This is a genomic window from Paenibacillus koleovorans NBRC 103111 (assembly GCF_004000845.1).
GTDB lineage: Bacteria > Bacillota > Bacilli > Paenibacillales > NBRC-103111 > Paenibacillus_AA > Paenibacillus_AA koleovorans.
Genome location: NZ_BIMA01000120.1, coordinates 1 through 21,207, shown reverse-complemented (window position 1 = coordinate 21,207; position 21,207 = coordinate 1). Strand labels below are relative to the sequence as shown.

Genomic DNA, 21,207 nt, shown 5'->3' with positions numbered 1-21,207 from the left:
TGCCTGCCCTCCTCGCGCCAAACGGAACACCAACGCCAGAGGACCTGATCGGTGTCTTTCTGATCATGTTTTTCTTAAAAAATTATTAAAGTTTTCATAATGCTTTCCAGCCGGTACTTTGGTAAAATGAAGAGGTTGATAGAGCGAAAAGCATTGCCTTCAGCAATTTTCCTATACATTAGCATCACTGGGAGGCGAATCGCAGCATGACGACGCAACCGTTCCTCATTATCGCCCACCGGGGGGCGATGGGAGAAGCCCCGGAGAACACGCTGGCCGCGTTCCGCTTGGGGCTGGAGCAAGGCGCGAACGCCTTCGAGCTGGACATCCACATGTCGGCGGACGGCGAGATTATCGTGTGCCACGACGAGACAGTCAACCGGACGACGGATGGCAAGGGAACGATCCGCAGCATGACCGTCGCGCAGCTGCAGAAGCTCGACGCAGGAAGGTGGTATCACGAGCGGTTCGCCGGCGAACGGCTGCCGCTGCTGGAAGAAGTGTTCGATCTGGTGCCGACCGACTTCGTCATCAACGTCGAAATCAAGGACTGCGCCGACCACCAGCTGGAGCCGCGATTGCTCGAGCTGCTGAAGCGGACGGGACGAATGGAGTCGGTTGTCATTTCCTCCTTCGACCACAAGAGCCTGTACAACTTGAAGAAGCTGGAGCCAGCGATCAAGGTCGGGTTGCTGTACAACTCGAATTTGGTCAGCCACTTGCGAGGCGCGTCGGCCGCTCAGATGCCGGTCTACTCGCTCCATCCGCACTTCAAGCACATCGATCCCGAAGACATCCAGGAGCTGATCCAAAACGGGTATCAAGTATATCCTTGGACGGTCAACAGCGAGAGCGATTTGAGATCGGTCATGCACACGGGCGCGAGCGGCATCATCACGAATTTTCCGGCGAGACTCAAACAATTGGCAGCTAACGAAATGATGTAAAATGCAGCAGGAGAACTGGCGCATAGGCGGTTCTCTATTTTTTTATTCAGAGGAGGAGATCTATGAAAGCAAATACCATCACGTTGCGGGAGATCCCGCATGAAGATCGACCGCGTGAGCGCATGCTCCAGCACGGGGGAAGCGTGCTCAGCAATGCGGAGCTGCTGGCGATTCTGCTTCGAACGGGAACGGTTGCGGAGAGTGCCGTCGATCTGGCCGGGAGGCTGCTCGTGCAAGCCGGCGGACTTCGCCAATTGGTCGATCTGAGTACGGAGCAGTTGACCGAGATCAAGGGAATCGGGGAAGCCAAGGCGCTTCAGATTCAGGCCGGTATCGAGCTGGGGCGGAGGCTCGCCCGTACGGTACAGCCCGAGATGAGGACGATTCGGTCGCCGAAGGATGTGTACGGGCTGCTGGGCGAAGAGCTCCGCTATTTGCAGAAGGAGCATTTCGTCTGCCTGTTTCTGAACACCAAAAATCAAGTCGTCGGTCAAGAGACGCTGTCGATCGGCAGCCTGAACGCCTCGATTGTTCACCCCCGCGAAGTATTCCTGGCGGCCGTGAAACGGAGCAGCGCCTCGCTCATTTGCGCCCACAATCATCCTAGCGGCGACCCGACCCCCAGTCCGGAGGACATCCAGATTTCCAAAAGGCTGGCGGAAGCCGGGCAGCTCTTGGGGATTGAGCTCCTCGACCACATTATCATCGGAGATCGGTCTCATGTCAGTTTGAAGGAACAAGGTTATCTGTAATATAATAGAGAGCAGACTGCATTTAAAGGCAGCAGAGGAAGGAGATTAAGGCCATGTTCGGCAGCTTTACGAGAGATTTGGGAATTGATTTGGGTACCGCCAACACACTGGTGTATGTAAAAGGAAAAGGCATTGTGGTCAGGGAGCCCTCGGTGGTCGCCCTGCGTACCGATACAAAAACGATTGAAGCGGTAGGGGAAGCCGCGAAAAAGATGATCGGCCGGACGCCGGGCAATATCCGCGCCGTTCGCCCGATGAAGGACGGCGTCATCGCCGATTTCGACACGACGGCGACGATGATCAACTACTTCCTGAAGCTGGCGCAGAAGCAGCGTATGCTGTTCCGCAGCCGTCCGAACGTGATGGTATGCGTGCCGTCCGGCATTACGGCGGTTGAGAAGCGCGCTGTAGAGGACGCGACCAAACAAGCCGGCGCCAAGGAGGCTTACACGATCGAAGAGCCGTTCGCTGCGGCGATCGGTGCGGACTTGCCGGTGTGGGAGCCGACGGGCAGCATGGTCGTCGACATCGGCGGCGGCACGACGGAAGTCGCCGTCATCTCGCTCGGCGGCATCGTGACCTGCCGTTCGATCCGCATCGCCGGCGACGAGATGGATGAGGCGATCACGCAATACATCAAGCGGATGTACAACCTCATGATCGGGGAGCGGACATCGGAGCAGATGAAGATGGAGATCGGCTCCGCGCTGCCGATGGACAAGCCGGAGACGATCGAGATTCGCGGACGCGACCTTGTGAGCGGACTGCCGAAGACGATGAGCGTCACCTCCGACGAGATTACCGAGGCGCTGGCCGACACGATCAACAACATTATCGACGCGGTGAAGGTGACGCTCGAGAAGTGCCCGCCGGAGCTGTCCGCGGACATCATGGACCGAGGCATCGTGCTGACGGGCGGCGGTGCGCTCTTGCGCAACCTGGACAAGCTGCTGTCCCGCGAGACCGGCATGCCGGTGCTCGTGGCGGAGAATCCGCTGGACTGCGTCGCCATCGGGACCGGCCGTGCGCTCGAGAATATTCACTTGTTTAAATCCAGACCGGGAGCGTCTTCCAAAAGAAAGTAGCGTTAGCCCGCGCATCTGCACACAATCGGTTAGAAGGTGTATGCATTGTTCAAATGGTTCGGCAACAAAAGGCTGATCATTCTTATGTTCGGGCTCATCTTCTTCATCGCGCTCATGGGGTTCACTTTGGGCAAGCGGGAGTCGATGATCTGGCCGGAAAAATTCGTGAAAGATTCCGTCTCCTGGTTTCAAGGATTGGTGTACAGGCCCGCTCGCGTCATAGCGGGCTTCTTTGAAGATATGCATCGATTGACTGTGCTCTATGAGGAAAACCGCGCTCTGAAGCAGACGCTTACGCGATACGCCAAGGACACGGCCCGACTGAACGATCTCGAGTCGCAGAACAAGCGGCTCAAGGAAGCGCTGGGCTTCACCGAGCGCCAGATGCAGGCGAATGAGTACAAGTATCGGATCGCCGAAGTGTATGCGTCCAGTCCGGATCCGTACAACAATACGGTCGTTATCAACTTGGGCGAGAAGGACGGCATCAGGGAGAATATGGCCGTGATGTCCGTGGAAGGGCTGATCGGCCGTGTGCAGCGAGTGTCGCCGTTCTATGCGAACGTGCAGCTGTTGACCGACATCGACGTCCGCTCCAGCAGCTCCAAGGCGATCGCGGCTACGGTCAAGAACCGCGAGAACGAGTCGTTCGGCATTATCGAGAGCTACGACCGGGAGAAAGAGCTGCTCGTCATGAACAAAATTCCGAAGACCGACCAGATGACCAAAGGCGACGTCGTCATCACCTCCGGTCTCGGTCAGCTTTTCCCGCGCGGCATTGAGATCGGTACGATCGTGGAGAAGGACGAAGGCGAGTTCGGGATTACCCATACGGCCTATATTAAACCTTTCGCTTCGTTCAACCATCTCCGTGAAGTGTTCGTCGTCGAAGTGCCGGAGCTGAGGTGAGTGGATGCGGCATTATTGGATTGTTTTAATCGTGTTGGGTGCCTTCATCCTGGAAGGCACGTTGTCGGAATGGATTTTGCCGGAGAGCTGGCAATCCCGCGTTTACGTAGTTCCTCATTTGGTTCTTATCACCGTTTTATACATTTCCATTTTCACCACACGCTATTTGGGGCTTACATACGGCTTGGCTTTCGGCTTCTTGCAGGATGTCGTCTATTACGGCCATTCCATCGGCGTTTATTCGTTCTCATACGGTTTGGTTGCTTACGCTGTGGGGCTTGCATTCCGCCGCGTCCAACTTGGCGTCCTGACCAGCCTGTTCGTCGTCCTGCTCGGCAATTTGTTCTATGAGATGCTGATTTACGGCGTGTATCGGTTTTTCCTGAACGTTATTCGGGTCGATTTTCAGTGGGCGTTTATGCATCAGATGCTCCCGAGCGTGCTGTTCAATTTGCTGCTGGGGTTGGCGCTCTATTTGCCCGCCCGCAAGTACTTGGAGCCACCGGAGAACCAGCGCGACAACGAAGAGAAATAATGAGAGCAGCAGCAGGAAAGCTCTAGTCGGCGGACGAATTGTTAGGGGTGGGAGGGAGCGTCGATGACCGAAACGAAACAGCATCATGTCACGATCAAAGGCGTCAAAGACGGTCTGGTCTTTCTGCTGGACGACACATGCGCGTTCTCCATCCTGCTGGAGGAAATCCAGCATAAGCTGGAGAAGACGCATCGGCAATTATTGACGGGTCCGATGATTCCTGTCCATGTGAAGCTGGGCAAACGCGTATTGGTGGAAGCCGATCGCGAGCAACTGAAACAAATGTTCAGCGCCCGGGGCAATCTGCTCGTTCAATCGATGGACTCGGAGTCTCCGGATCGGGAAGCACAATCGACAGGCCAAGGGCCGCTAAGCGTAATGAAAGGGATCGTAAGGTCCGGCCAAACGATTCATCATATCGGCAATTTGTTTTACTTGGGCGACGTGAATCCAGGCGGCACGATAACCTGTACAGGCGACATCTTCGTGATGGGCGCGCTTCGGGGGATGGCACATGCGGGCATCGACGGCGATCAATCCGCCATTATTGCAGCCTCGTATCTGAAGCCGACCCAGCTGCGTATCTCAGAAGTGGTCAGCCGGCCTCCCGATGAATGGGGACTCGAGGACGCTTATATGGAGTTCGCCTACATTCACGACGGCAAAATGGAGATCGACAAAATCAGCCAGCTGCATCGGCTGCGACCGGATCATCAAGTTCATCCTTTATCCTAGCGGGGGTGGGGAACCCCTGAAGTCACTTAGAGGAGCGTGAGCACGCATGGGAGAGGCAATAGTAGTCACTTCGGGGAAAGGCGGCGTCGGCAAGACGACCACGTCCGCCAATATCGGAACCGCCCTCGCGCTATTGGGCAAAAAAGTATGCATGGTCGACACGGATATCGGCCTTCGCAATTTGGACGTCGTCATGGGACTCGAGAACCGCATTATTTACGACTTGGTCGACGTTGTGGAAGGCCGCTGCCGGCTGCCGCAGGCGCTCATCAAGGACAAACGCTTCGACGAGCTGTACATGCTGCCTGCCGCTCAGACGAAGGATAAACACGCCGTTTCGCCGGATAGCGTCCGGGATTTGGTGCTGGAGTTGAAAAAAGATTTCGAATACGTCGTTATCGACTGTCCGGCCGGGATCGAGCAAGGCTTCAAAAACGCCGTGTCCGGCGCGGACAAGGCGATCGTCGTCACAACGCCGGAGAACGCCGCGGTTCGCGATGCGGACCGGATCATCGGTTTGCTCGAGAAAGAAAATCTCGTGCAAGGGCCGAAGCTGATCATCAACCGGATCCGTCCGAATATGGTCAAGCGCGGCGACATGCTCGATATCGACGAGATTTGCTCCGTGCTCGCGATCGATCTGCTCGGTATCGTGCCGGACGACGAGCACGTCATCAAAGCGGCTAACAGCGGAGAGCCGACGGTCATGAACCCGAAGTCGAAAGCCGCCATAGCCTACCGGAACATTGCCCGACGGATGTTAGGCGATTCCGTCCCGCTCATGCAGCTTGAGGAGAAAGCCGGGATGCTGGGACGGGTGAAGAAGTTATTTGGGATAGGATGATTGTACCTTGCTTGAGAAACTGAAAAAAACCGACTGGTTCATGATATCCATCCTTGTCGTCTTCATGGTGCTCGGCACGTTCGTCGTGCACAGCGCGACCTCCAGAGATTCGCTCTACTCGCACACCGATATGAAGAACCTGATCAACTATGGCATCGGCTTTTTCGTCTGTATCTCGGCTATGCTGATGGATTACCGGCTGTTGGTGAAGGGAGCGCTCTACTTCTATATATTCGGCGTGGGTCTGCTGGTAGCGGTGTATTTGTTCGGAGCGGATATCCATGGCTCGCGAAGCTGGTTCGAGCTGCCGGCAGGCTTCAACTTCCAGCCGGCGGAATTGATGAAGCTGATCGTCATTGTGGCGGTGGCCGCGTACATCGGGCGGCGGAACGGCGAGCAGCTTAAGCTGTGGACGGATGTCATCCCGATAGGATTTATTGTATTTATTCCTTTCGCCTTGATCATCATCCAGCCCGACTTGGGGAATGCGATCATTTTCATCGTTGTCCTGCTCGTCATGTACTGGATCGGCAACATCAAATATTTGCATGTGTTGATCGGACTCGTTTTGATCGTCGGCTTCATCGTGCTGTTCTTCTACTTTTTCCAACTGTACTATGACCAACTGGTCGAGTACTTGAGGGCGAACGATATGAACAAGTGGGTGCATCGGCTGAATCGGATTCAGACGTTCATCGACCCTTCCAGCGCAACGGCGGATGCCAGGTATCAGGTGGACAACTCGATGCGCGCGATCGGCTCGGGCTCCTTGTTCGGGGAAGGCTTCATGAAAGGAGACTCGGTGCAAAAGGGGTTTATCCCTTATCCGTATTCGGACTCGATCTTCGTCGTTATCGGGGAAGAGTTCGGCTTTGTCGGGTCCTCGTTTCTGCTGCTGCTTTATTTCTTGCTCATCTACCGGATGATCTACATCGCCATTCAATGCACGGACCGCGTCGGCTCGTTCATTATCGTCGGGATCGTGTCGATGTACGTCTTCCAGGTGTTCGAGAACATCGGGATGCTGATCGGCATTATGCCGCTCACGGGGATTACGCTCCCCTTCGTCAGCTACGGCGGCTCTTCGTTGCTGATCAACATGCTGTCGATCGGGCTTGTCATGAGCATCCATGTTCATCAGGAGAAACCGAATTTGTATGGGTAGTAAGTGTTTGAGTGGGACGAACACCTCCGGGGCTTGGGCTTCGGAGGTTTTTCTCGCTTTTCTCATGATTTTCACGGTCGGGACATACATATGGAAGTAGAACAAGCCTGCCTCCGCTTGGATGCGGCTGACAGGATGGAGGGGATCCGTATGGAAATCAAATCGAACGTCAGGCAGCGAAGAATGGATCGCATGAAGCAATTGACGGAGTCGCGGCCGGCCGCCGTGCCTGTACCAGACAAGCTGTCGCGGCGGGACGTGCCTCAACCCCGGCTGCAGCCGCCCCGTGCCGAGACGCTGCCGATTTACCCGAACCAATCGACGCCTGCCGCTTACGATAGCCGCTGGGAAGACCCGGAGTTCGCCTGGAATCAGCGGGACCGGTTTCGCTCCGAGCGGTCGGGCGGATGGAAGCGCCTCGAGGGCACAGCCTCAGGCGTAAGCACTAGCTCGAGCGCAAGCCTGTATGGGGGCCGAGGCTGGCTCACCGCGCCTTCGAAGCGCCAGATCGCGATCAAGCTAGGCATCGCCGCCGCGCTGTTCGCAGTAGCTTATGGCATGTTCCAAAGCGAGCACCCGCTAGCGCTGAAGGGCAGGCACTGGGTAACGGCCTCGCTCACGCAAGATTATGAATTCGCGAAGGCCGCCGCCTGGTACGAGTCGAAGTTCAGCGGCTTGCCCGCCGTCCTGCCGGCTTCCTGGCGGAGAGCCGATCCGGAGACGCAGAAGGCGAGTACCGTCAACGCGCGTCAAATGTACGCGCCGGTCGTCGGCACTATCGTCTCGCCCTACACGCCGGCGGAGCCGCGGATATGGATCGAGACGGCGGCCGATGCGGAAGTGAAGGCGCTCGACGCCGGCCGCGTCAGCCTAATCACGACCGGGACGGATGGCTTGCGCCAAGTAGTCGTCCAGCACGCGAACGGGCTCGAGACGACCTACGGGAATTTGAAGGAAACGTCGCTGGGCCGCTACGACTGGGTCAAAGGGGGCGAGACTATAGGGCGCGCAGCCGCTGCGGCAACCGGTCCTTCGTCATCTGCATCGGCGAGCGCGGGTTCCGGCACATCCAAGACGGGTAAGCTGCTGTTCGGCCTGAAAAAGGACGACCAGTGGATCGACCCGACGGATGTGGTTGTATTTGATTAAAGCATTCGGCATCCGATTCCGGCTTCATCCGCTATTCACCTTGATGATGGTGCTCTCGATCGCCACCGGCTTTTTTGTGGAGCTCCTCATTTTGTTCTCCATCGTACTCATACATGAGCTGGGTCACGTAGCGGCGGCTAAAAGCTTCGGCTGGACCGTGACCAAGGTCGAGCTGCTGCCGTTCGGCGGCGTGGCGGAGACGGAGGAGCTCGGCCGGAGCACGGTCAAAGAAGATATAGCGGTCGCGCTGGCCGGGCCGCTTCAGAACGGCTGGATGGTGCTCGTCGGCTTCGCGCTGCATCACTGGGGCATCTGGAGCACAGAGTGGAGCGTCTATTTCATCGAGGCGAACATTATGATCGGCCTGTTCAACCTGCTGCCCGTGCTGCCGCTGGACGGGGGCAAAGTGCTGCAAGCGCTGCTCAGCCGCTGGATGCCGTATTATCGCGCGATTCAAGCGAGCACATGGACGAGTATTGCGATGAGCGGCTTGCTGCTGATTATGGCCTTGTGGCAAATTACAAATGGCGGCGTCGCGCTCAATCTGCTTATCATCGCGGGGTTCCTGCTTGTTTCCAACTGGTACGGCTTGCGCGGCGCCTCCTATCAATTCGTCCGGTTCCTCACCAACCGAGGCATGCGCATGACCCCGCTCATTGACAAAGGCACATTGGCCCAGCCGATCGTCATCGCCCCGCACCGCTCGCTGTCGGATATCGTCCAGCTGTTCATGCGGGAGAAATACCATATCGTCTACATCCTCGGCGCAGGAGGCGGCGTCAGTGCCGTTTTGCCCGAACAGCGGCTGCTCGAAGCGTATTTCAATTCCCCTCGGCCGGGAAGTCCCGTTTCAGACATTTTCATGTTAAAATAGAGAAATGAGGGTGCGAAAGCCGAGGTGAGGACATGAAACAAATCGTAGTGCAATGCCGGGACGGCGAAACGCAAGTCGCGGTGCTGGAGGATGGGCTGCTCGCCGAGTATTACAATGAGCGTCCGGTGAAAGGGCAATTGGTAGGCAACGTGTATAAAGGCAAAGTCGTCAATGTCCTGCCGGGCATGCAAGCGGCTTTTGTCCACATTGGATTGGAAAAGAACGCGTTTATTTATATTGATGACGTGCTGCCGGCTCACCTGGATCAAGTGCCTCGGGTCAAGCCTCCAATAACGGAGCTGCTGAAGGAAGGCCAGGAGCTGATCGTGCAGATCGCCAAAGAATCGCTTGGGACGAAAGGGGCGCGGGTGACGACGCATTTCTCGCTGCCGGGCCGCTGGATCGTTTATATGCCGTATGCCGACTATGTAGGCGTCTCGCGTAAAATCGACAATGAGGCGGAGCGGACGAGGTTGAAGGACATAGCGGAGCGGATCCGCCGGCCGGGCGAGGGACTTATCATCCGGACGGTGGCCGAGGGCGAGAATGCCGACGCGCTGGAGCGCGATTTGAACATGCTCCGCAGCGAATGGACGCGCGTCCTGGAGCGGGCGGAGCGCGCCAAGGTGCCGGAGCTGCTGTTCCGCGAGCCCGGGGTGCTGGAGCGGCTCGTACGGGATTCGTTCACCGAGCAAGTGGACGAGCTTGTCATCGACGATCGGGATAAAGCGGCGGAGGTCGGCCGGTTGACGCGGGAGATGGGCTTGAAGCTGGAAGGACGCATCCGCGTCCAACGGGATGAATCGGGCAAGGCGCTTCATCACGTGATCGGGGTGCACCAGCAATTGGAGACGGCCTTGCAACGCAAGGTGTGGCTCAAGAGCGGGGGCTACCTGATTATCGATCGGACGGAGGCGCTCACCGTCATCGACGTGAATACGGGCAAATATACCGGGAATTCCAGTCTCGAAGATACCGTGTTTACGACGAATATGGAGGCGGCGGAGCAGATCGGGCGGCTGCTGCGGCTCCGAGATATAGGCGGCATCATCATCGTCGATTTCATCGATATGGCGTCCGAGCGCAGCCGGACTGCGATTGCCGAGCATCTGTCCGAGATCATGAAGCGCGACCGTACGAAATCGCTCGTCGTCGGCTGGACGCGCCTGGGACTGTTAGAGTTGACGCGCAAAAAGGTGCGGGAGAGCCTCGACGAGTCGCGCAGCATTCCATGCTCGCATTGCGGAGGCTCCGGTCGAGTCGTGGCGCCGAATGCGCCGCCACCGCCTCCCTCCAAGCCTAGAACGACGCATCGACCCAAATAACAGTTGCAACAAAGGCTGCAGTCGGCTATAATAGACGAATGTGTGTTGCCGCGCATGCTGCACATGCTGTAACCGCGCGAAACAGGTACGAGCTTCGAAGCGCGATTCTACGGACGTCTCAGACATCCGAATGAATCGCCACCTGACAAGGCGAGTCTGAGACATGAGGGAGGTGCGTTATAGAATGTACGCCATTATCGAAACAGGTGGTAAGCAGTACAAAGTAGCCGTTGGCGATGTAGTCTACATCGAGAAGCTGGCTGCTGCAGAAGGCGAAGTCGTGAAGTTCGACCGTGTATTGGCGGTATCGAACGGCGAAGGTCTTGTTACTGGTGCTCCGGTGATTGCCGGCGCCAGCGTTTCCGCGAAAGTGGAGAAGCAAGGCAAGGGCGAGAAAGTCATCGTGTTCAAGTACAAAGCGAAGAAAAACTACCGTCGCAAGCAAGGACACCGTCAGCCATACACTAAAGTGGTTATCGAGAACATCCAGGCGTAAGAGGTCGGACAATGATACGCGTGATCATTGATCGACAGGCCGATGGCCGCATCGCCGCGTTTTCCGTAACCGGCCATGCTTTCTATGGAGAGCCTGGTCAGGACATCGTATGTGCAGGGGTATCCGCCGTCACAGTCGGCACCGTGAATGCGGTGGAGACGCTGACGGGCGTCGAGCTGCCGAGCCGGATGGACGACGGCCTGTTGAAGGTCCGCGTGCCGGATGGAGTCGAGCAGGACACGAATGCGAAGATACAATTGCTGCTGGAGTCGATGGTCGTCATGTTGAACACGATTCAGCAGGAATACGGAGCATATATGCAAATGCAACAGTCAGCACAGAGGAAAAGGAGGTAATCGAAGATGTTGAAATTAAACCTTCAGTTATTCGCCTCGAAAAAAGGCGTAGGCTCCACGAAGAACGGTCGCGACAGCATGGCGAAGCGCTTGGGCGTGAAGCGTGCGGACGGTCAGACCGTGACGGCGGGAAGCATCCTGGTTCGCCAACGCGGCACCAAGATTCACCCGGGCAACAATGTGGGCATCGGTTCGGACGACACCCTGTTCGCGAAAGTGGAAGGCGTTGTGAAGTTCGAGCGTTGGGGACGCGATCGGAAGAAAGTGAGCGTCTATCCTGTAGACGTCGCACCGGTTGCAGCCGCAGTCGAAGTGTAATCCGCATATACAGAACCCCGGCTTCCCGCTGGGGTTTTTTGCTTGCTTGGGGACAACAATGATATACTGGCTGGTAGGAAGTTCTAGGACGGGGGAGATTGCGACATGAATCGCAAGGAACAAGCCATCTCCGAGAGTGACTGCCGGCGCGAGCTGCAAGCGAAAGACGAGCTTCTGGTCGATCTCGTCAGCCATATGCGCCATGACTGGATGAACGACATTCAGGTGCTGCACGGCTATTTGCGGTTGAACAAGCATGATAAGCTGCTTGCGTTTATGGACACAATAAGGCAAAAAGCGGCACGGGACAGTCTGATCACCAAGCTCGGCGTGACGGAGCTTGTCGTTTATTTGCTAACGTTCCGGTTGAAATGCCCCACGATCGAATTGGAAGTGGAGCTGGAGCCGGAGTTTGCCTTACTGGCGCTGCCGGTTCAGACGAAGGCGGTAGCGGGTCTGGCGATGACGGTGCTGGAATGCATCAAGGCGCATGCCAATGAATCCCGCGACGGCGGGCTGCATCATGTGCAGATGGAATGGACCCGTGGAGAGGAAGACGAGGAGGAGCTGACGCTCATCTTCGATTTGAACGGAGACTTCGATATGCAGCCGCTGGAGCACGCGATCGAGCAGGTATGCGATGAAGCAGGACGCGAGATGCCGGTCCTGCAGGCGAGCGAATACGGAGAGCGTTGGGCGTCGGTGACGATCCACTTCCCGTACATACGAGAATGAGGTGCAGTTGAGCAATGTTTTTGGACAAAGCTAAAATTTATGTAAAAGGCGGCGATGGCGGCGACGGTCTCGTGGCGTTTCGGCGGGAGCTGTACGTGCCGATGGGCGGTCCGGCTGGAGGCGACGGAGGCGACGGAGGCGATGTGATCTTTCGCGTCGACGAAGGGCTGAGGACGCTGATCGATTTCCGCTATCAGAAGCATTTCAAGGCGACGCGCGGCGAGAAGGGCCGCAATAAGAGCCAGCACGGCGCGAACGCGGACGATATGCTCGTACGCGTCCCGCCGGGGACGGTCGTCATTGATGACGACACGCAGGAGATTATTGCCGACTTGGTCCGTCACGGCCAGCAAGTCGTCGTCGCGAAGGGCGGCCGAGGAGGCCGCGGCAACATTCGCTTCGCCACGGCCAGCAATCCCGCTCCCGAGCTCGCCGAGAACGGCGAGGAGGGTGAGGAGCGTTGGGTCGTGCTCGAGCTGAAGGTGATGGCCGACGTCGGCCTCGTGGGCTTCCCGAGCGTTGGGAAGTCGACGCTCCTCTCGGTCGTGTCGGCGGCGCAGCCGAAGATCGGCGCCTATCACTTCACGACGATTACGCCGAATCTCGGCGTGGTCAGCGTCGGAGACGGCCGCAGCTTCGTGATGGCCGACTTGCCCGGACTGATCGAGGGCGCGCATGAAGGCGTAGGCCTCGGACATGAGTTTCTCCGCCATGTGGAGCGGACGCGGATCATTCTGCACATCGTCGATATGGCCGGCACGGAAGGCCGAGACCCTTACGACGATTGGCTGAAGATCAACGAGGAGCTGCGGCTGTACAACGCGAAGCTGTCGGAGCGGCCGCAATTCCTAGTAGCCAACAAGATGGACATCCCGGAAGCGCACGACAATCTCGAGCTGTTCAAGGCGCAGCTCGCGGAGGAAGGCCGGGAGGTAGAGATTTTCCCGATTTCCGCCGTCTCCCGCAAAGGCATTCAAGACGTCATCTATCGCGTAGCCGATACATTGGACAAAATTCCGGAGGCGCCGCTTGTCGAAGAAGTGGCTGACGTGTCCGAACGGAAAATTTACAAGCTCGGCAAAAACGACGAAGAAGACCGCGATTTCACGATTCGCCGCGAGAACAACACGTTCATCGTAGAGAGCCCGGGCATCGAGCGGATGATCAAGCGGATGAACTTGAACTCCTACGAAGCCGTCATGCGGCTGGGACGTGTCCTGCGCAAGCTGGGCATCGACAACGCGCTGCGCAAAAAAGGCGCCGAGGACGGCCATCTCGTCCGCATCGGCGATTACGAGTTCGAATTTGTGGAGCACGAATAGTGAAGAGGACCGCCCTGACGCGCACATCCGTATGGATTTGACGACGGGCGGTCTTTTTAAGTAAATCCTTTAACTAAAGTCGAACCATTTCGTCGGCACTGTCAACGTTATGAACCAAACTTCGTTTCGTATGAACCCATTTTCGCATGCCAGCTCCCAACTCACCGAACTCTGAACTCAAGTACATTGTTCGCGAAGCCAGCTTCCCAAACAATGTACTTAGGTTTATAAACCGCCTCCCTGCACCCGAATGACGGCAATTAGGTTCATAGGATAGGGAACCTAAGTTCATGAGTCTGCTCCGGTGTAGTTTATGGGTTACAGAGCGGTCGGATTGGTGGGCGTGCGCCTCTCGTTCCGGATCAGATGTACAGCTTTTCTACAACTGAAGCTCAAAATGCGCTTATATCGGCTGCAGATGTAGAGGAATTGTACACCTGCATGCCGAAGCTGGCTATTTTTAAAACAAAAGTATAAAAAATGGACATATGACCGATAAAAATCAGGGTCAGTTGTACAAAGCTTGTACATCTGAGGCGGGTAATGGCCTATTTTGGCTCCTAGTTGTACAAATCTTATACTTCTGGTGTGAATGCAATTGTAATGCAACTTTGGCTGATAGGTGAAGGAGAGCAAAATAGCGGCGAAACACCCGTCGGCGAGGAAGGGTTGAATGGAGATCAGGTCTCATGTAAGCGGGTCGGTTAGCGGCGTCCACACCACATGCGGCAAATTCGATTCCACCGACCGGACGATGCTGCCTAGCCATACATAAGGTGTCTCGCGGTGCTGCACCAAATGCTCCAGCGTCGCTCGAAACGTATAAGGCATCGGTCGCTCCAGCATGTCGGCGACGGGAATCCAATGCAGCTCGCCTTCGTCCGTCTGATGCACCTCGCGGGTCGTGACACGGCCGGTATAGATGAACTGCTGGCGCAGCTCGCCATGGTTGTTGCGCAGAAGGACATAGCGAAGCTGCAGCTCCTCGATCCGATCGGCCGACAGGCCCGTCTCCTCCTCGATCTCGCGCAGGCAAGTAAGCCGCGGATCCGACAGCTCGTGCCCTTCCATATGTCCGCCAACAACGGCCCATAGCCCCGGGTTGAGCGTCCGCCGCTCCGACCGTTTCATCATCAGTACGTCGTTCCCATGGAACAAAATCGCCGCCGCAATCAATCTCAGCTTCATCCCGTGTGCTCCTTCGTTCGGAACGGGCGAATCCCCGTCCTTATATCCTAATACGGCACCCATTATTTCATAGGCGAGCCCGCTTGTCTACGCAAACGTCTTTTTTGAAAATTGCCCCTTGCTCCGTTTTCATTCATCCGGTATAATGTCCACTATACAAATACATGAGTCTTTTACGGGAGGACGGTGAGGGAGAGATGGGAACAACGGCATCCGGGGACGGCCCTACGGCCCCTACGGGCACGAATAGAGCGGCGGCAGCCGATAAGTTGAATGAGCATACGAACGGTGCGGACGAAGGTCTGACGGGTTCAGCAGGACTGGCAGAACCGACAGAACCGACAGAACCGACAGAACCGACAGAACCGACAGAACCGACAGAACCGACAGAACCGACAGAACCGACAGGGCACAGGGGCACGACAGGCCCAACAGGGCACACGGGCCCGACAGAACCAACAGGGCACAGGGGCCCGACAGGCCCGACGGGGCACACCGCGGCTTCCTCTTCCGCTCCCCGTACCGAGGATTGGAAATCGGAGCGCTATTTTCTCGTGCGGGAGGACATCCTGCCGGAAGCGCTGATCAAGACGATCCAAGCAAAGGAGCTGCTGGCCAAGGGCGAAGCGAAGACGGTGCATGAAGCGGCCGATCGTTGCGGCTTGAGCCGGAGCGCGTTTTACAAATACAAGGACGGCATTCACCCGCTGAGCAAGCTGGAGCGCGAACGAATCGTCACCATTTCGATGGATCTGCAGCATCGGTCGGGCATATTGTCCCGGGTGCTTGGCATGATCGCGAGGCTGGACGGCAACGTGCTGACGATTCACCAGACGATCCCGCTGCAAGGGATTGCGAATGTGGTGCTCTCCGTGGAAACCTCGATGATGGGCGAGAACGTGGCTTTGCTGCTGGACGCCATTCGAGAGCAAGACGGCGTGACGCGCGCATCGGTGATCGGACAGGGCTGAACATTAGAGAGACGAATAATATCCATTTGGGAGGAACGTTTAGATGAAACCAGTGAAAGTCGGATTACTTGGCATGGGTACGGTCGGCACGGGCGTCATTCGCATCGTGGAAGGCTACCAGGAGGATTTGCAGAAGCAGGTCGGCTCGCCGATCCAAATCGAGAAAGTGCTCGTGCAAGACCGCAGCAAGGCACGTCGTTATTCAATCGATCCGAACAAGCTGACGGAGAACGCATGGGACATTATCGACAGTCCGGATATCGATGTGGTCGTAGAAGTGATGGGCGGCATCGAGACGACGAAGCAATACATCCTCGCGGCGCTCGAGCGGGGCAAACATATCGTGACGGCGAACAAGGACCTGATGGCGCTGCACGGGACGGAAATTTTGGCCAAGGCGAACGAAAAAGGCTGCGACGTGTTCTATGAAGCAAGCGTGGCGGGCGGCATTCCGATTATTAGGACGCTGATCGAGGGTTTCTCCTCGGACCGCATTACGAAGATCATGGGCATCGTGAACGGCACGACGAACTACATCCTCACCAAGATGAGCCAAGAAGGCGCCTCCTACGGCGACGTGCTGAAGGAAGCTCAGCAGCTCGGGTATGCGGAATCCGATCCGACCTCCGATGTGGAAGGGCTCGATGCGGCGCGCAAAATGGCGATCTTAAGCACCCTCGGTTTCCATGCCAATGTGGAATTGTCCGATGTAGGCGTGAAAGGCATTTCGCAAGTGTCGAAGGAAGATATTGTGTATGGACAGCGGCTCGGCTATGAAATCAAGCTGCTCGGCATCGCCGAACGCCAGGACGATCTGATTGCGGTCAGCGTGCAGCCTACAATGGTGAAGAAATCCCATCCTCTGGCGTCTGTGAACGGCGTGTTCAACGCGGTTTACGTGCATGGCGAAGCGGTTGGCGAGACGATGTTCTATGGGCCGGGTGCAGGCGAGATGCCTACGGCGACTTCCGTTGTGGCGGACTTGGTGGCGGTTGTGAAAAACTTGAAGCTCGGTGTCAACGGGCAGCGCGTATTCGTTCCTTATAAGGAGAAAAAGCTGAAAACCGACGACCAAATCGCATCCAAGTACTACTTGCTGCTTCACGTTGCCGACAAGGCCGGCGTTTTGGCCAAAATTACGCAAGTGTTCGCCGAGCATGAGGTTAGCCTCGAGTCGGTTGTTCAACAGCCGAACTCGAATACGGTCAATGCCGAAATCATCATTATCACCCACGATGCGAGCAAGGCTAGCATGAACCAAGTACTCAAGCATTTCGAGTCGCTGGACGTCATTCATGAGATCAAGAGCGTCTATCGCGTCGAAGGATAAATCGGAATCACGAACGGAAGTCCAATTCATAGATCACATAGGGGAAAAGGAGCCATTATTGTCATGAGATACATGGGATTGCTGCACAAGTACAAGGAATTTTTGCCGGTAAACGAAAAGACGCCGCTGCTGACGCTGCATGAAGGGAACACGCCGCTCATCCGCGCAGAGAAGCTGTCCGACGAGCTCGACCTGGACATTTATTTCAAATACGAAGGCTTGAATCCGACCGGTTCGTTCAAAGACCGCGGCATGGTGATGGCCGTCGCCAAGGCGATGGAGGAAGGCAGCCGCACGATCATGTGCGCCTCGACCGGCAATACCTCGGCCGCTGCAGCCGCATACGCCGCGCGCGGCAACTTGAACTGTATCGTGCTCATCCCGAACAACAATATAGCGCTTGGCAAGCTGGCTCAGGCGATCATTTACGGCGCGAAGGTAATCGCCATCGAGGGCAACTTCGACCGGGCGCTGGAAATTGTGCGCGACATCACGGCGAAACATCCGATTACACTCGTGAACTCCGTCAACCCGTACCGCTTGGAAGGCCAGAAGACGGCTGCGTTCGAGGTTGTCGATCAACTGGGCAAAGCTCCGGACTACTTGGCGATTCCTGTAGGCAACGCGGGCAACATATCGGCTTATTGGAAAGGCTTCAAGGAATACCACGCGCAAGGCCGCATCGGCTCGCTGCCGAAGATGATCGGCTTCGAGGCGGAAGGCGCGATGGCGATCGTGAAGGGCGAGCCGATCTTGAACCCGGAGACGATCGCAACGGCGATCCGCATCGGCAATCCGGCGAGCTGGGATTTGGCCGTGAATGCGGCGAAGGAGTCGGAAGGCCAGATCAACTATGTGACCGACGACGAGATTTTGTATGCCTACAAGACCATTGCGGCCAAAGAGGGCGTTTTCGCAGAGCCGGCATCGGCCGCTTCCATCGCCGGCGTCATGAAGCTGAAGAAGGAAGGCGTGTTCCGCGGCGGAGAATCGGTCGTCTGCGTGCTGACCGGCCACGGCTTGAAGGATCCGAACATCGCGATCAAGAGCGTCGGCGGCGAGCTGCTCGTCGTGCAGGACAGCGAAGCGGCGGTTATGGACGCCATTAGCAAGCTGGAGGACCAATAGGATGAGCTCGCAGCCGAGAAGCGTCTATGTGAAAGTGCCGGCCAGCACGGCCAATCTCGGACCCGGTTTCGACGCGCTCGGGATGGCGCTGAACTTGTACGCGTGGATCGAGATGAGCGTGGCGCAGGACCGGACGACGATCCAGCTGTACGGCGATCAGATGGACGGCGTGCCGACGGACAAGTCCAACCTCATCTATGAGGTGGCGCAGCAAGTGTTCCGGAAGGCTGGAGTGGAGCATCCCGAGCTGAACATCTCGATGTACAGCGACATCCCGCTCACGCGCGGACTCGGCAGCAGCGCCTCGGCCATTGTCGGGGCGCTCGTCGCCGCGAACGCGCTGATTGGGAGCCCGCTCAGCCGGGATGAGCTGTTCCAGATGGCGTCTGACCTCGAGAAACATCCGGACAACGTCGGCGCCTCCTTGTTCGGCGGCTTGATCGCGGCGTTCTGGGACGGGGAGCGGGCCGAGCATCTACGTATCGAGCCGGAGGATCGGCTTGAGGTGCTCGTCGCGATTCCGGAGTTCCACCTCGCGACGGAGAAGGCGCGCCACGTGCTGCCGACGACGATCTCGATGAAGGACGCTGTGTTCAACGTCGGCCACGTCTCGCTGCTCGTAGCGGCGCTGGCGACCGGCCGCTACGACATGATCCGGCACGCGATGAAGGATGCGCTGCATCAGCCATACCGGGCGCCGCTCATCCCGGGGATGAGCGACATCCTGGACCGCGCCGTCGAGCACGGCGCGCTCGGGGTTGCCTTGAGCGGCGCCGGACCGACGCTGCTCGCGCTCGTGGATGCGGCGGCGACTACGCCCGAAGGCAAGGCGGAGCTGGAGCGCTTCCTGCGCGACACGCTCGCCCGCGAGGGCATCGCGGCCACGACGCTGTGGCTGAAGCCGTGCGGCGAGGGCACGCAGGTGTTGACACATTTCGATCCGTTGTGTACGCTTATCGAAAACATTAAAGGGGAAGTACGCGCGTGAAACGGATCGCATTTCTCGGACCGGCGGGGACAGTGTCCCAAGAGTCGGCCCGATTTTTCTTCTCGGGGCAGGAAGTGGAGTATGTGCCCTTCCCGCTGATTGCCGATGTGTACCAGGCGACGGTCGCAGGCGAGACGGACTACAGCGTCATTCCGATCGAGAATACGATCGAGGGCTCCGTCAAGCTGCACATCGATACGCTTGTAGAGCGTGGCGAGCTGCCGATGCAGGCGGAATGGGTGTACCCGTCCGTCCAGAATTTGATCGGTCGGCGGGCGCCTGACGGCGCGCCGGGTGATTACTCGGCTCTGCGTAAGGTCATCTCGATAGATGTGGCTGTCGCTCAGTGCCGGCAGTTCTTGGGCGCGGCGGTGCCGCAAGCGACGTTCCAGTACGTCAGCTCGACCGCAGAGGGCGTCCGGATTGTTCAGCAAGCGGGGGATCCGACGCTGGCGGCGATCGGGACGCGGCTGTCCGCCGAGCTGTATGGGCTGGAGCTGCTGGCGGAGAACATCACCGACCACGACAACAACTACACGCGCTTCGTGCTCGTCGGGCGGGAGAAGCCGCAGCTGAAGCAGGCCGACCTGCAGAAGTCGACGATCATCGTGACGCTGCCGGAGGATTACCCCGGCGCGCTGCATCAAGTGCTGTCCGCTTTCGCTTGGCGCCGCATCAATTTGTCCAAGATCGAGTCGCGTCCGACGAAGAAGCGGCTCGGCAATTATTATTTCTACATCGATATTGAAGCTTCGATGGATTCGGTGCTGCTGCCGGCGGCTCTGGCCGAGATCGAGGCGATCGGCTGCCAAGTCCGGCTGCTCGGCTCCTACCCGAGCTTTGGCTTCGGCCAGGAATAGTTTGTAGCGCAAGACCGACGGGATGCCGCCGGTCTTTTTTCTTTTGTGTGGACAATCCGACAAAATAGGTGTTTGTACGCATCGGCTCGCCGTCAATAGGCAGCCGTACTTTTTTTGTGCGGAGGGATGTCAAATGCCTAGGTCTTGCATAGACTGTATTGTCATTCTGAACACGCAGGAGGTTTCAGCATTGAAAATTCATATTGTCAAAAAAGGCGACACGATGTACGAGATCGCAAAGAAGTACAACGTGGACTTGCAAAAACTGATTGATTTCAACAAACAAATCGCAGATCCGGACAAAATCGACGTAGGTATGAAAATCCGCATCCCAACGTCTCCCGTACCTGTTACTCCGCCGGTAGGAGAAATTATGCACAAGCACACAGTCGTCCAAGGCGATACCCTGTGGAAGCTGTCCAAGGCATGGGGCGTTCCGCTCAAAGCCGTCATCGACGCCAATCCGCACCTGAAGAACCCGAACATACTTATGACCGGAGACACTGTCTTTATTCCGAAGGTCAAGCCGATGCATGGTACCGCGATTCCCGGAGCGAACAACAAAGTAAGCACGGCCCCGATCGTGACCGAGCCTGCTCCAGCGCCTGTCCCGGCGCCGGAAGTGCCGGCCAATCCGGAAGTTGTGCAGCCCGAAGCGCCCAAGCAGCAAGAAGTAGAGATCGAGGTCAAGGTGGAGAAGAAGCAGGAGCTGCCGTTCCCGCAAATGCCGGCTATGCCGGAGCTGCCGAAAGAAAACGTGAAGCCGCTCGCTACAGCGAAGCCAACGGAGAATGCGCCTGCTCCGAAATCGCAAGTGTCTCCTGCGGCCCAAGCACCGAAGAAGCAAGCTAACACCCAAGTGGCACCGTTGCAAAAATCGCCTAAGGCGACGACTTTGCCGGCTACGCCAGGCATGACCGGATTGTCGACGGGAGCTCTGAATCCTTGGATGGCGGAGGCGACTGAGCCTTTCTTGCAATCCAATATTCCAGCGACGCAAGCATTCGCTTCGAACGCGCCGATGGTGTCGCCTTACAGCAGCAATTCGGCTGTCCCGAACGCGCCGATGGTGTCGCCTTACAGCAGCAATCCTGCTTTTCCGAACGCGCCAATCGTATCCCCCTATAGCAGCAATCCTCCGTTCCCGAACGAGCCTGTAGTATCGCCATACAGCAACATGCCGTTCGCAAATGAA

At 57.2% G+C, this 21,207-nt stretch carries 22 protein-coding genes, 1 pseudogene and 1 other annotated feature; of the genes and pseudogenes, 22 read left to right on the top strand and 1 reads right to left on the bottom strand.

Translation table 11 applies throughout. The features are described 5' to 3' along the window. Nucleotides 1-206: 206 nt before the first annotated feature. The 16 genes from PKO02S_RS26820 to obgE all read left to right on the top strand — a co-directional run bounded on the left by PKO02S_RS26820 (nucleotide 207) and on the right by obgE (nucleotide 13,547). A complete protein-coding gene (locus PKO02S_RS26820; RefSeq protein WP_127588025.1) occupies nucleotides 207-947 on the top strand; it encodes a glycerophosphodiester phosphodiesterase in 741 nt (246 codons plus the stop codon). A 62-nt stretch (nucleotides 948-1,009) separates the two neighbouring features. Then, nucleotides 1,010-1,699: a RadC family protein gene (gene radC, locus PKO02S_RS26815; protein WP_127588023.1), complete on the top strand. Its 690-nt coding sequence runs from the start codon at nucleotides 1,010-1,012 to the stop codon at nucleotides 1,697-1,699. A 53-nt stretch (nucleotides 1,700-1,752) separates the two neighbouring features. Further along, nucleotides 1,753-2,784: a rod shape-determining protein gene (locus PKO02S_RS26810; protein WP_127588021.1), complete on the top strand. Its 1,032-nt coding sequence runs from the start codon at nucleotides 1,753-1,755 to the stop codon at nucleotides 2,782-2,784. A gap of 36 nt (nucleotides 2,785-2,820) precedes the next feature. Continuing rightward, complete coding sequence (gene mreC / locus PKO02S_RS26805) at nucleotides 2,821-3,693, top strand: rod shape-determining protein MreC (protein ID WP_307720045.1); 873 nt, start codon at nucleotides 2,821-2,823, stop codon at nucleotides 3,691-3,693. Nucleotides 3,694-3,697: 4 nt separating this feature from the next. Beyond that, on the top strand, nucleotides 3,698-4,228 hold the full coding sequence (mreD, locus tag PKO02S_RS26800; protein WP_127588016.1) for a rod shape-determining protein MreD: 531 nt from the start codon (nucleotides 3,698-3,700) through the stop codon (nucleotides 4,226-4,228). A 63-nt stretch (nucleotides 4,229-4,291) separates the two neighbouring features. Next, nucleotides 4,292-4,963 (top strand): septum site-determining protein MinC, encoded by a 672-nt coding sequence (minC, locus tag PKO02S_RS26795; RefSeq protein WP_127588014.1) that lies wholly within the window; start codon nucleotides 4,292-4,294, stop codon nucleotides 4,961-4,963. A gap of 46 nt (nucleotides 4,964-5,009) precedes the next feature. Continuing rightward, nucleotides 5,010-5,807, top strand: coding sequence for a septum site-determining protein MinD (gene minD / locus PKO02S_RS26790; protein ID WP_127588012.1), 798 nt, complete (start codon nucleotides 5,010-5,012; stop codon nucleotides 5,805-5,807). A gap of 7 nt (nucleotides 5,808-5,814) precedes the next feature. Further along, nucleotides 5,815-6,972, top strand: coding sequence for an FtsW/RodA/SpoVE family cell cycle protein (locus PKO02S_RS26785; RefSeq protein ID WP_127588010.1), 1,158 nt, complete (start codon nucleotides 5,815-5,817; stop codon nucleotides 6,970-6,972). 150 nt (nucleotides 6,973-7,122) lie between these two features. Further along, nucleotides 7,123-8,121 carry a M23 family metallopeptidase gene (locus PKO02S_RS26780; RefSeq protein ID WP_164821709.1) on the top strand — a complete coding sequence of 333 codons (999 nt, stop codon included), beginning with the start codon at nucleotides 7,123-7,125 and terminating at the stop codon, nucleotides 8,119-8,121. After that, complete coding sequence (locus tag PKO02S_RS26775; protein ID WP_246067465.1) at nucleotides 8,114-8,995, top strand: M50 family metallopeptidase; 882 nt, start codon at nucleotides 8,114-8,116, stop codon at nucleotides 8,993-8,995. The genes PKO02S_RS26780 and PKO02S_RS26775 overlap by 8 nt, the downstream gene beginning before the upstream one ends. A gap of 32 nt (nucleotides 8,996-9,027) precedes the next feature. Then, nucleotides 9,028-10,320, top strand: a complete 1,293-nt coding sequence (locus tag PKO02S_RS26770; protein ID WP_127588004.1) for an Rne/Rng family ribonuclease — start codon at nucleotides 9,028-9,030, stop codon at nucleotides 10,318-10,320. A 60-nt stretch (nucleotides 10,321-10,380) separates the two neighbouring features. Further along, nucleotides 10,381-10,488 (top strand) — a sequence feature (ribosomal protein L21 leader region). 16 nt (nucleotides 10,489-10,504) lie between these two features. Next, complete coding sequence (gene rplU, locus PKO02S_RS26765; protein ID WP_127588002.1) at nucleotides 10,505-10,816, top strand: 50S ribosomal protein L21; 312 nt, start codon at nucleotides 10,505-10,507, stop codon at nucleotides 10,814-10,816. An 11-nt stretch (nucleotides 10,817-10,827) separates the two neighbouring features. Next, on the top strand, nucleotides 10,828-11,172 hold the full coding sequence (locus PKO02S_RS26760; RefSeq protein ID WP_127588000.1) for a ribosomal-processing cysteine protease Prp: 345 nt from the start codon (nucleotides 10,828-10,830) through the stop codon (nucleotides 11,170-11,172). A gap of 6 nt (nucleotides 11,173-11,178) precedes the next feature. Further along, entirely contained in the window at nucleotides 11,179-11,490 is a 312-nt protein-coding gene (gene rpmA / locus PKO02S_RS26755) for a 50S ribosomal protein L27 (RefSeq protein WP_127587998.1), read from the top strand. Between the two features lie 105 nt (nucleotides 11,491-11,595). Next, the gene (locus PKO02S_RS26750; protein ID WP_127587996.1) at nucleotides 11,596-12,225 is read left to right on the top strand and encodes a Spo0B domain-containing protein; all 630 of its coding nucleotides are present in this window, start codon (nucleotides 11,596-11,598) and stop codon (nucleotides 12,223-12,225) included. 14 nt (nucleotides 12,226-12,239) lie between these two features. Then, entirely contained in the window at nucleotides 12,240-13,547 is a 1,308-nt protein-coding gene (obgE, locus tag PKO02S_RS26745; protein ID WP_127587994.1) for a GTPase ObgE, read from the top strand. A 687-nt stretch (nucleotides 13,548-14,234) separates the two neighbouring features. On the opposite strand, the gene PKO02S_RS26740 is transcribed toward obgE, so the two are convergent. Further along, nucleotides 14,235-14,735: an NUDIX domain-containing protein gene (locus tag PKO02S_RS26740; RefSeq protein ID WP_127587977.1), complete on the bottom strand. Its 501-nt coding sequence runs from the start codon at nucleotides 14,733-14,735 to the stop codon at nucleotides 14,235-14,237. Nucleotides 14,736-15,274: 539 nt separating this feature from the next. On the opposite strand from PKO02S_RS26740, the pseudogene PKO02S_RS33485 reads away from it, so the two are divergent. From PKO02S_RS33485 to PKO02S_RS26710, 6 genes and pseudogenes are all read left to right on the top strand, one after another. Further along, a pseudogene (locus PKO02S_RS33485) lies at nucleotides 15,275-15,706 on the top strand (ACT domain-containing protein); the annotation flags it as partial. A gap of 43 nt (nucleotides 15,707-15,749) precedes the next feature. Beyond that, on the top strand, nucleotides 15,750-17,036 hold the full coding sequence (locus PKO02S_RS26730) for a homoserine dehydrogenase (RefSeq protein ID WP_127587975.1): 1,287 nt from the start codon (nucleotides 15,750-15,752) through the stop codon (nucleotides 17,034-17,036). 63 nt (nucleotides 17,037-17,099) lie between these two features. Next, nucleotides 17,100-18,164 carry a threonine synthase gene (thrC, locus tag PKO02S_RS26725; RefSeq protein ID WP_127587973.1) on the top strand — a complete coding sequence of 355 codons (1,065 nt, stop codon included), beginning with the start codon at nucleotides 17,100-17,102 and terminating at the stop codon, nucleotides 18,162-18,164. A 1-nt stretch (nucleotide 18,165) separates the two neighbouring features. Continuing rightward, complete coding sequence (thrB, locus tag PKO02S_RS26720; protein WP_127587971.1) at nucleotides 18,166-19,152, top strand: homoserine kinase; 987 nt, start codon at nucleotides 18,166-18,168, stop codon at nucleotides 19,150-19,152. Further along, nucleotides 19,149-20,012 (top strand): prephenate dehydratase, encoded by an 864-nt coding sequence (gene pheA, locus PKO02S_RS26715; protein ID WP_127587969.1) that lies wholly within the window; start codon nucleotides 19,149-19,151, stop codon nucleotides 20,010-20,012. The genes thrB and pheA overlap by 4 nt, the downstream gene beginning before the upstream one ends. Nucleotides 20,013-20,202: 190 nt before the next feature. Next, the coding region (locus PKO02S_RS26710) for a LysM peptidoglycan-binding domain-containing protein (protein WP_127587967.1) at nucleotides 20,203-21,207 on the top strand (1,005 nt) is incomplete at its 3' end.

Excerpts from the sequence above, each read along its gene's own strand:
- PKO02S_RS26820 (WP_127588025.1), top strand. The coding sequence starts at position 207 with ATGACGACGCAACCGTTCCTCATTATCGCCCACCGGGGGGCGATGGGA.
- radC (WP_127588023.1), top strand. The coding sequence starts at position 1,010 with ATGAAAGCAAATACCATCACGTTGCGGGAGATCCCGCATGAAGATCGA.
- PKO02S_RS26810 (WP_127588021.1), top strand. The coding sequence starts at position 1,753 with ATGTTCGGCAGCTTTACGAGAGATTTGGGAATTGATTTGGGTACCGCC.
- mreD (WP_127588016.1), top strand. The coding sequence starts at position 3,698 with ATGCGGCATTATTGGATTGTTTTAATCGTGTTGGGTGCCTTCATCCTG.
- minC (WP_127588014.1), top strand. The coding sequence starts at position 4,292 with ATGACCGAAACGAAACAGCATCATGTCACGATCAAAGGCGTCAAAGAC.
- minD (WP_127588012.1), top strand. The coding sequence starts at position 5,010 with ATGGGAGAGGCAATAGTAGTCACTTCGGGGAAAGGCGGCGTCGGCAAG.
- PKO02S_RS26780 (WP_164821709.1), top strand. The coding sequence starts at position 7,123 with ATGGAAATCAAATCGAACGTCAGGCAGCGAAGAATGGATCGCATGAAG.
- PKO02S_RS26770 (WP_127588004.1), top strand. The coding sequence starts at position 9,028 with ATGAAACAAATCGTAGTGCAATGCCGGGACGGCGAAACGCAAGTCGCG.
- rplU (WP_127588002.1), top strand. The coding sequence starts at position 10,505 with ATGTACGCCATTATCGAAACAGGTGGTAAGCAGTACAAAGTAGCCGTT.
- PKO02S_RS26760 (WP_127588000.1), top strand. The coding sequence starts at position 10,828 with ATGATACGCGTGATCATTGATCGACAGGCCGATGGCCGCATCGCCGCG.
- rpmA (WP_127587998.1), top strand. The coding sequence starts at position 11,179 with ATGTTGAAATTAAACCTTCAGTTATTCGCCTCGAAAAAAGGCGTAGGC.
- PKO02S_RS26750 (WP_127587996.1), top strand. The coding sequence starts at position 11,596 with ATGAATCGCAAGGAACAAGCCATCTCCGAGAGTGACTGCCGGCGCGAG.
- obgE (WP_127587994.1), top strand. The coding sequence starts at position 12,240 with ATGTTTTTGGACAAAGCTAAAATTTATGTAAAAGGCGGCGATGGCGGC.
- PKO02S_RS26740 (WP_127587977.1), bottom strand. The coding sequence starts at position 14,735 with ATGAAGCTGAGATTGATTGCGGCGGCGATTTTGTTCCATGGGAACGAC.
- PKO02S_RS26730 (WP_127587975.1), top strand. The coding sequence starts at position 15,750 with ATGAAACCAGTGAAAGTCGGATTACTTGGCATGGGTACGGTCGGCACG.
- thrC (WP_127587973.1), top strand. The coding sequence starts at position 17,100 with ATGAGATACATGGGATTGCTGCACAAGTACAAGGAATTTTTGCCGGTA.
- thrB (WP_127587971.1), top strand. The coding sequence starts at position 18,166 with ATGAGCTCGCAGCCGAGAAGCGTCTATGTGAAAGTGCCGGCCAGCACG.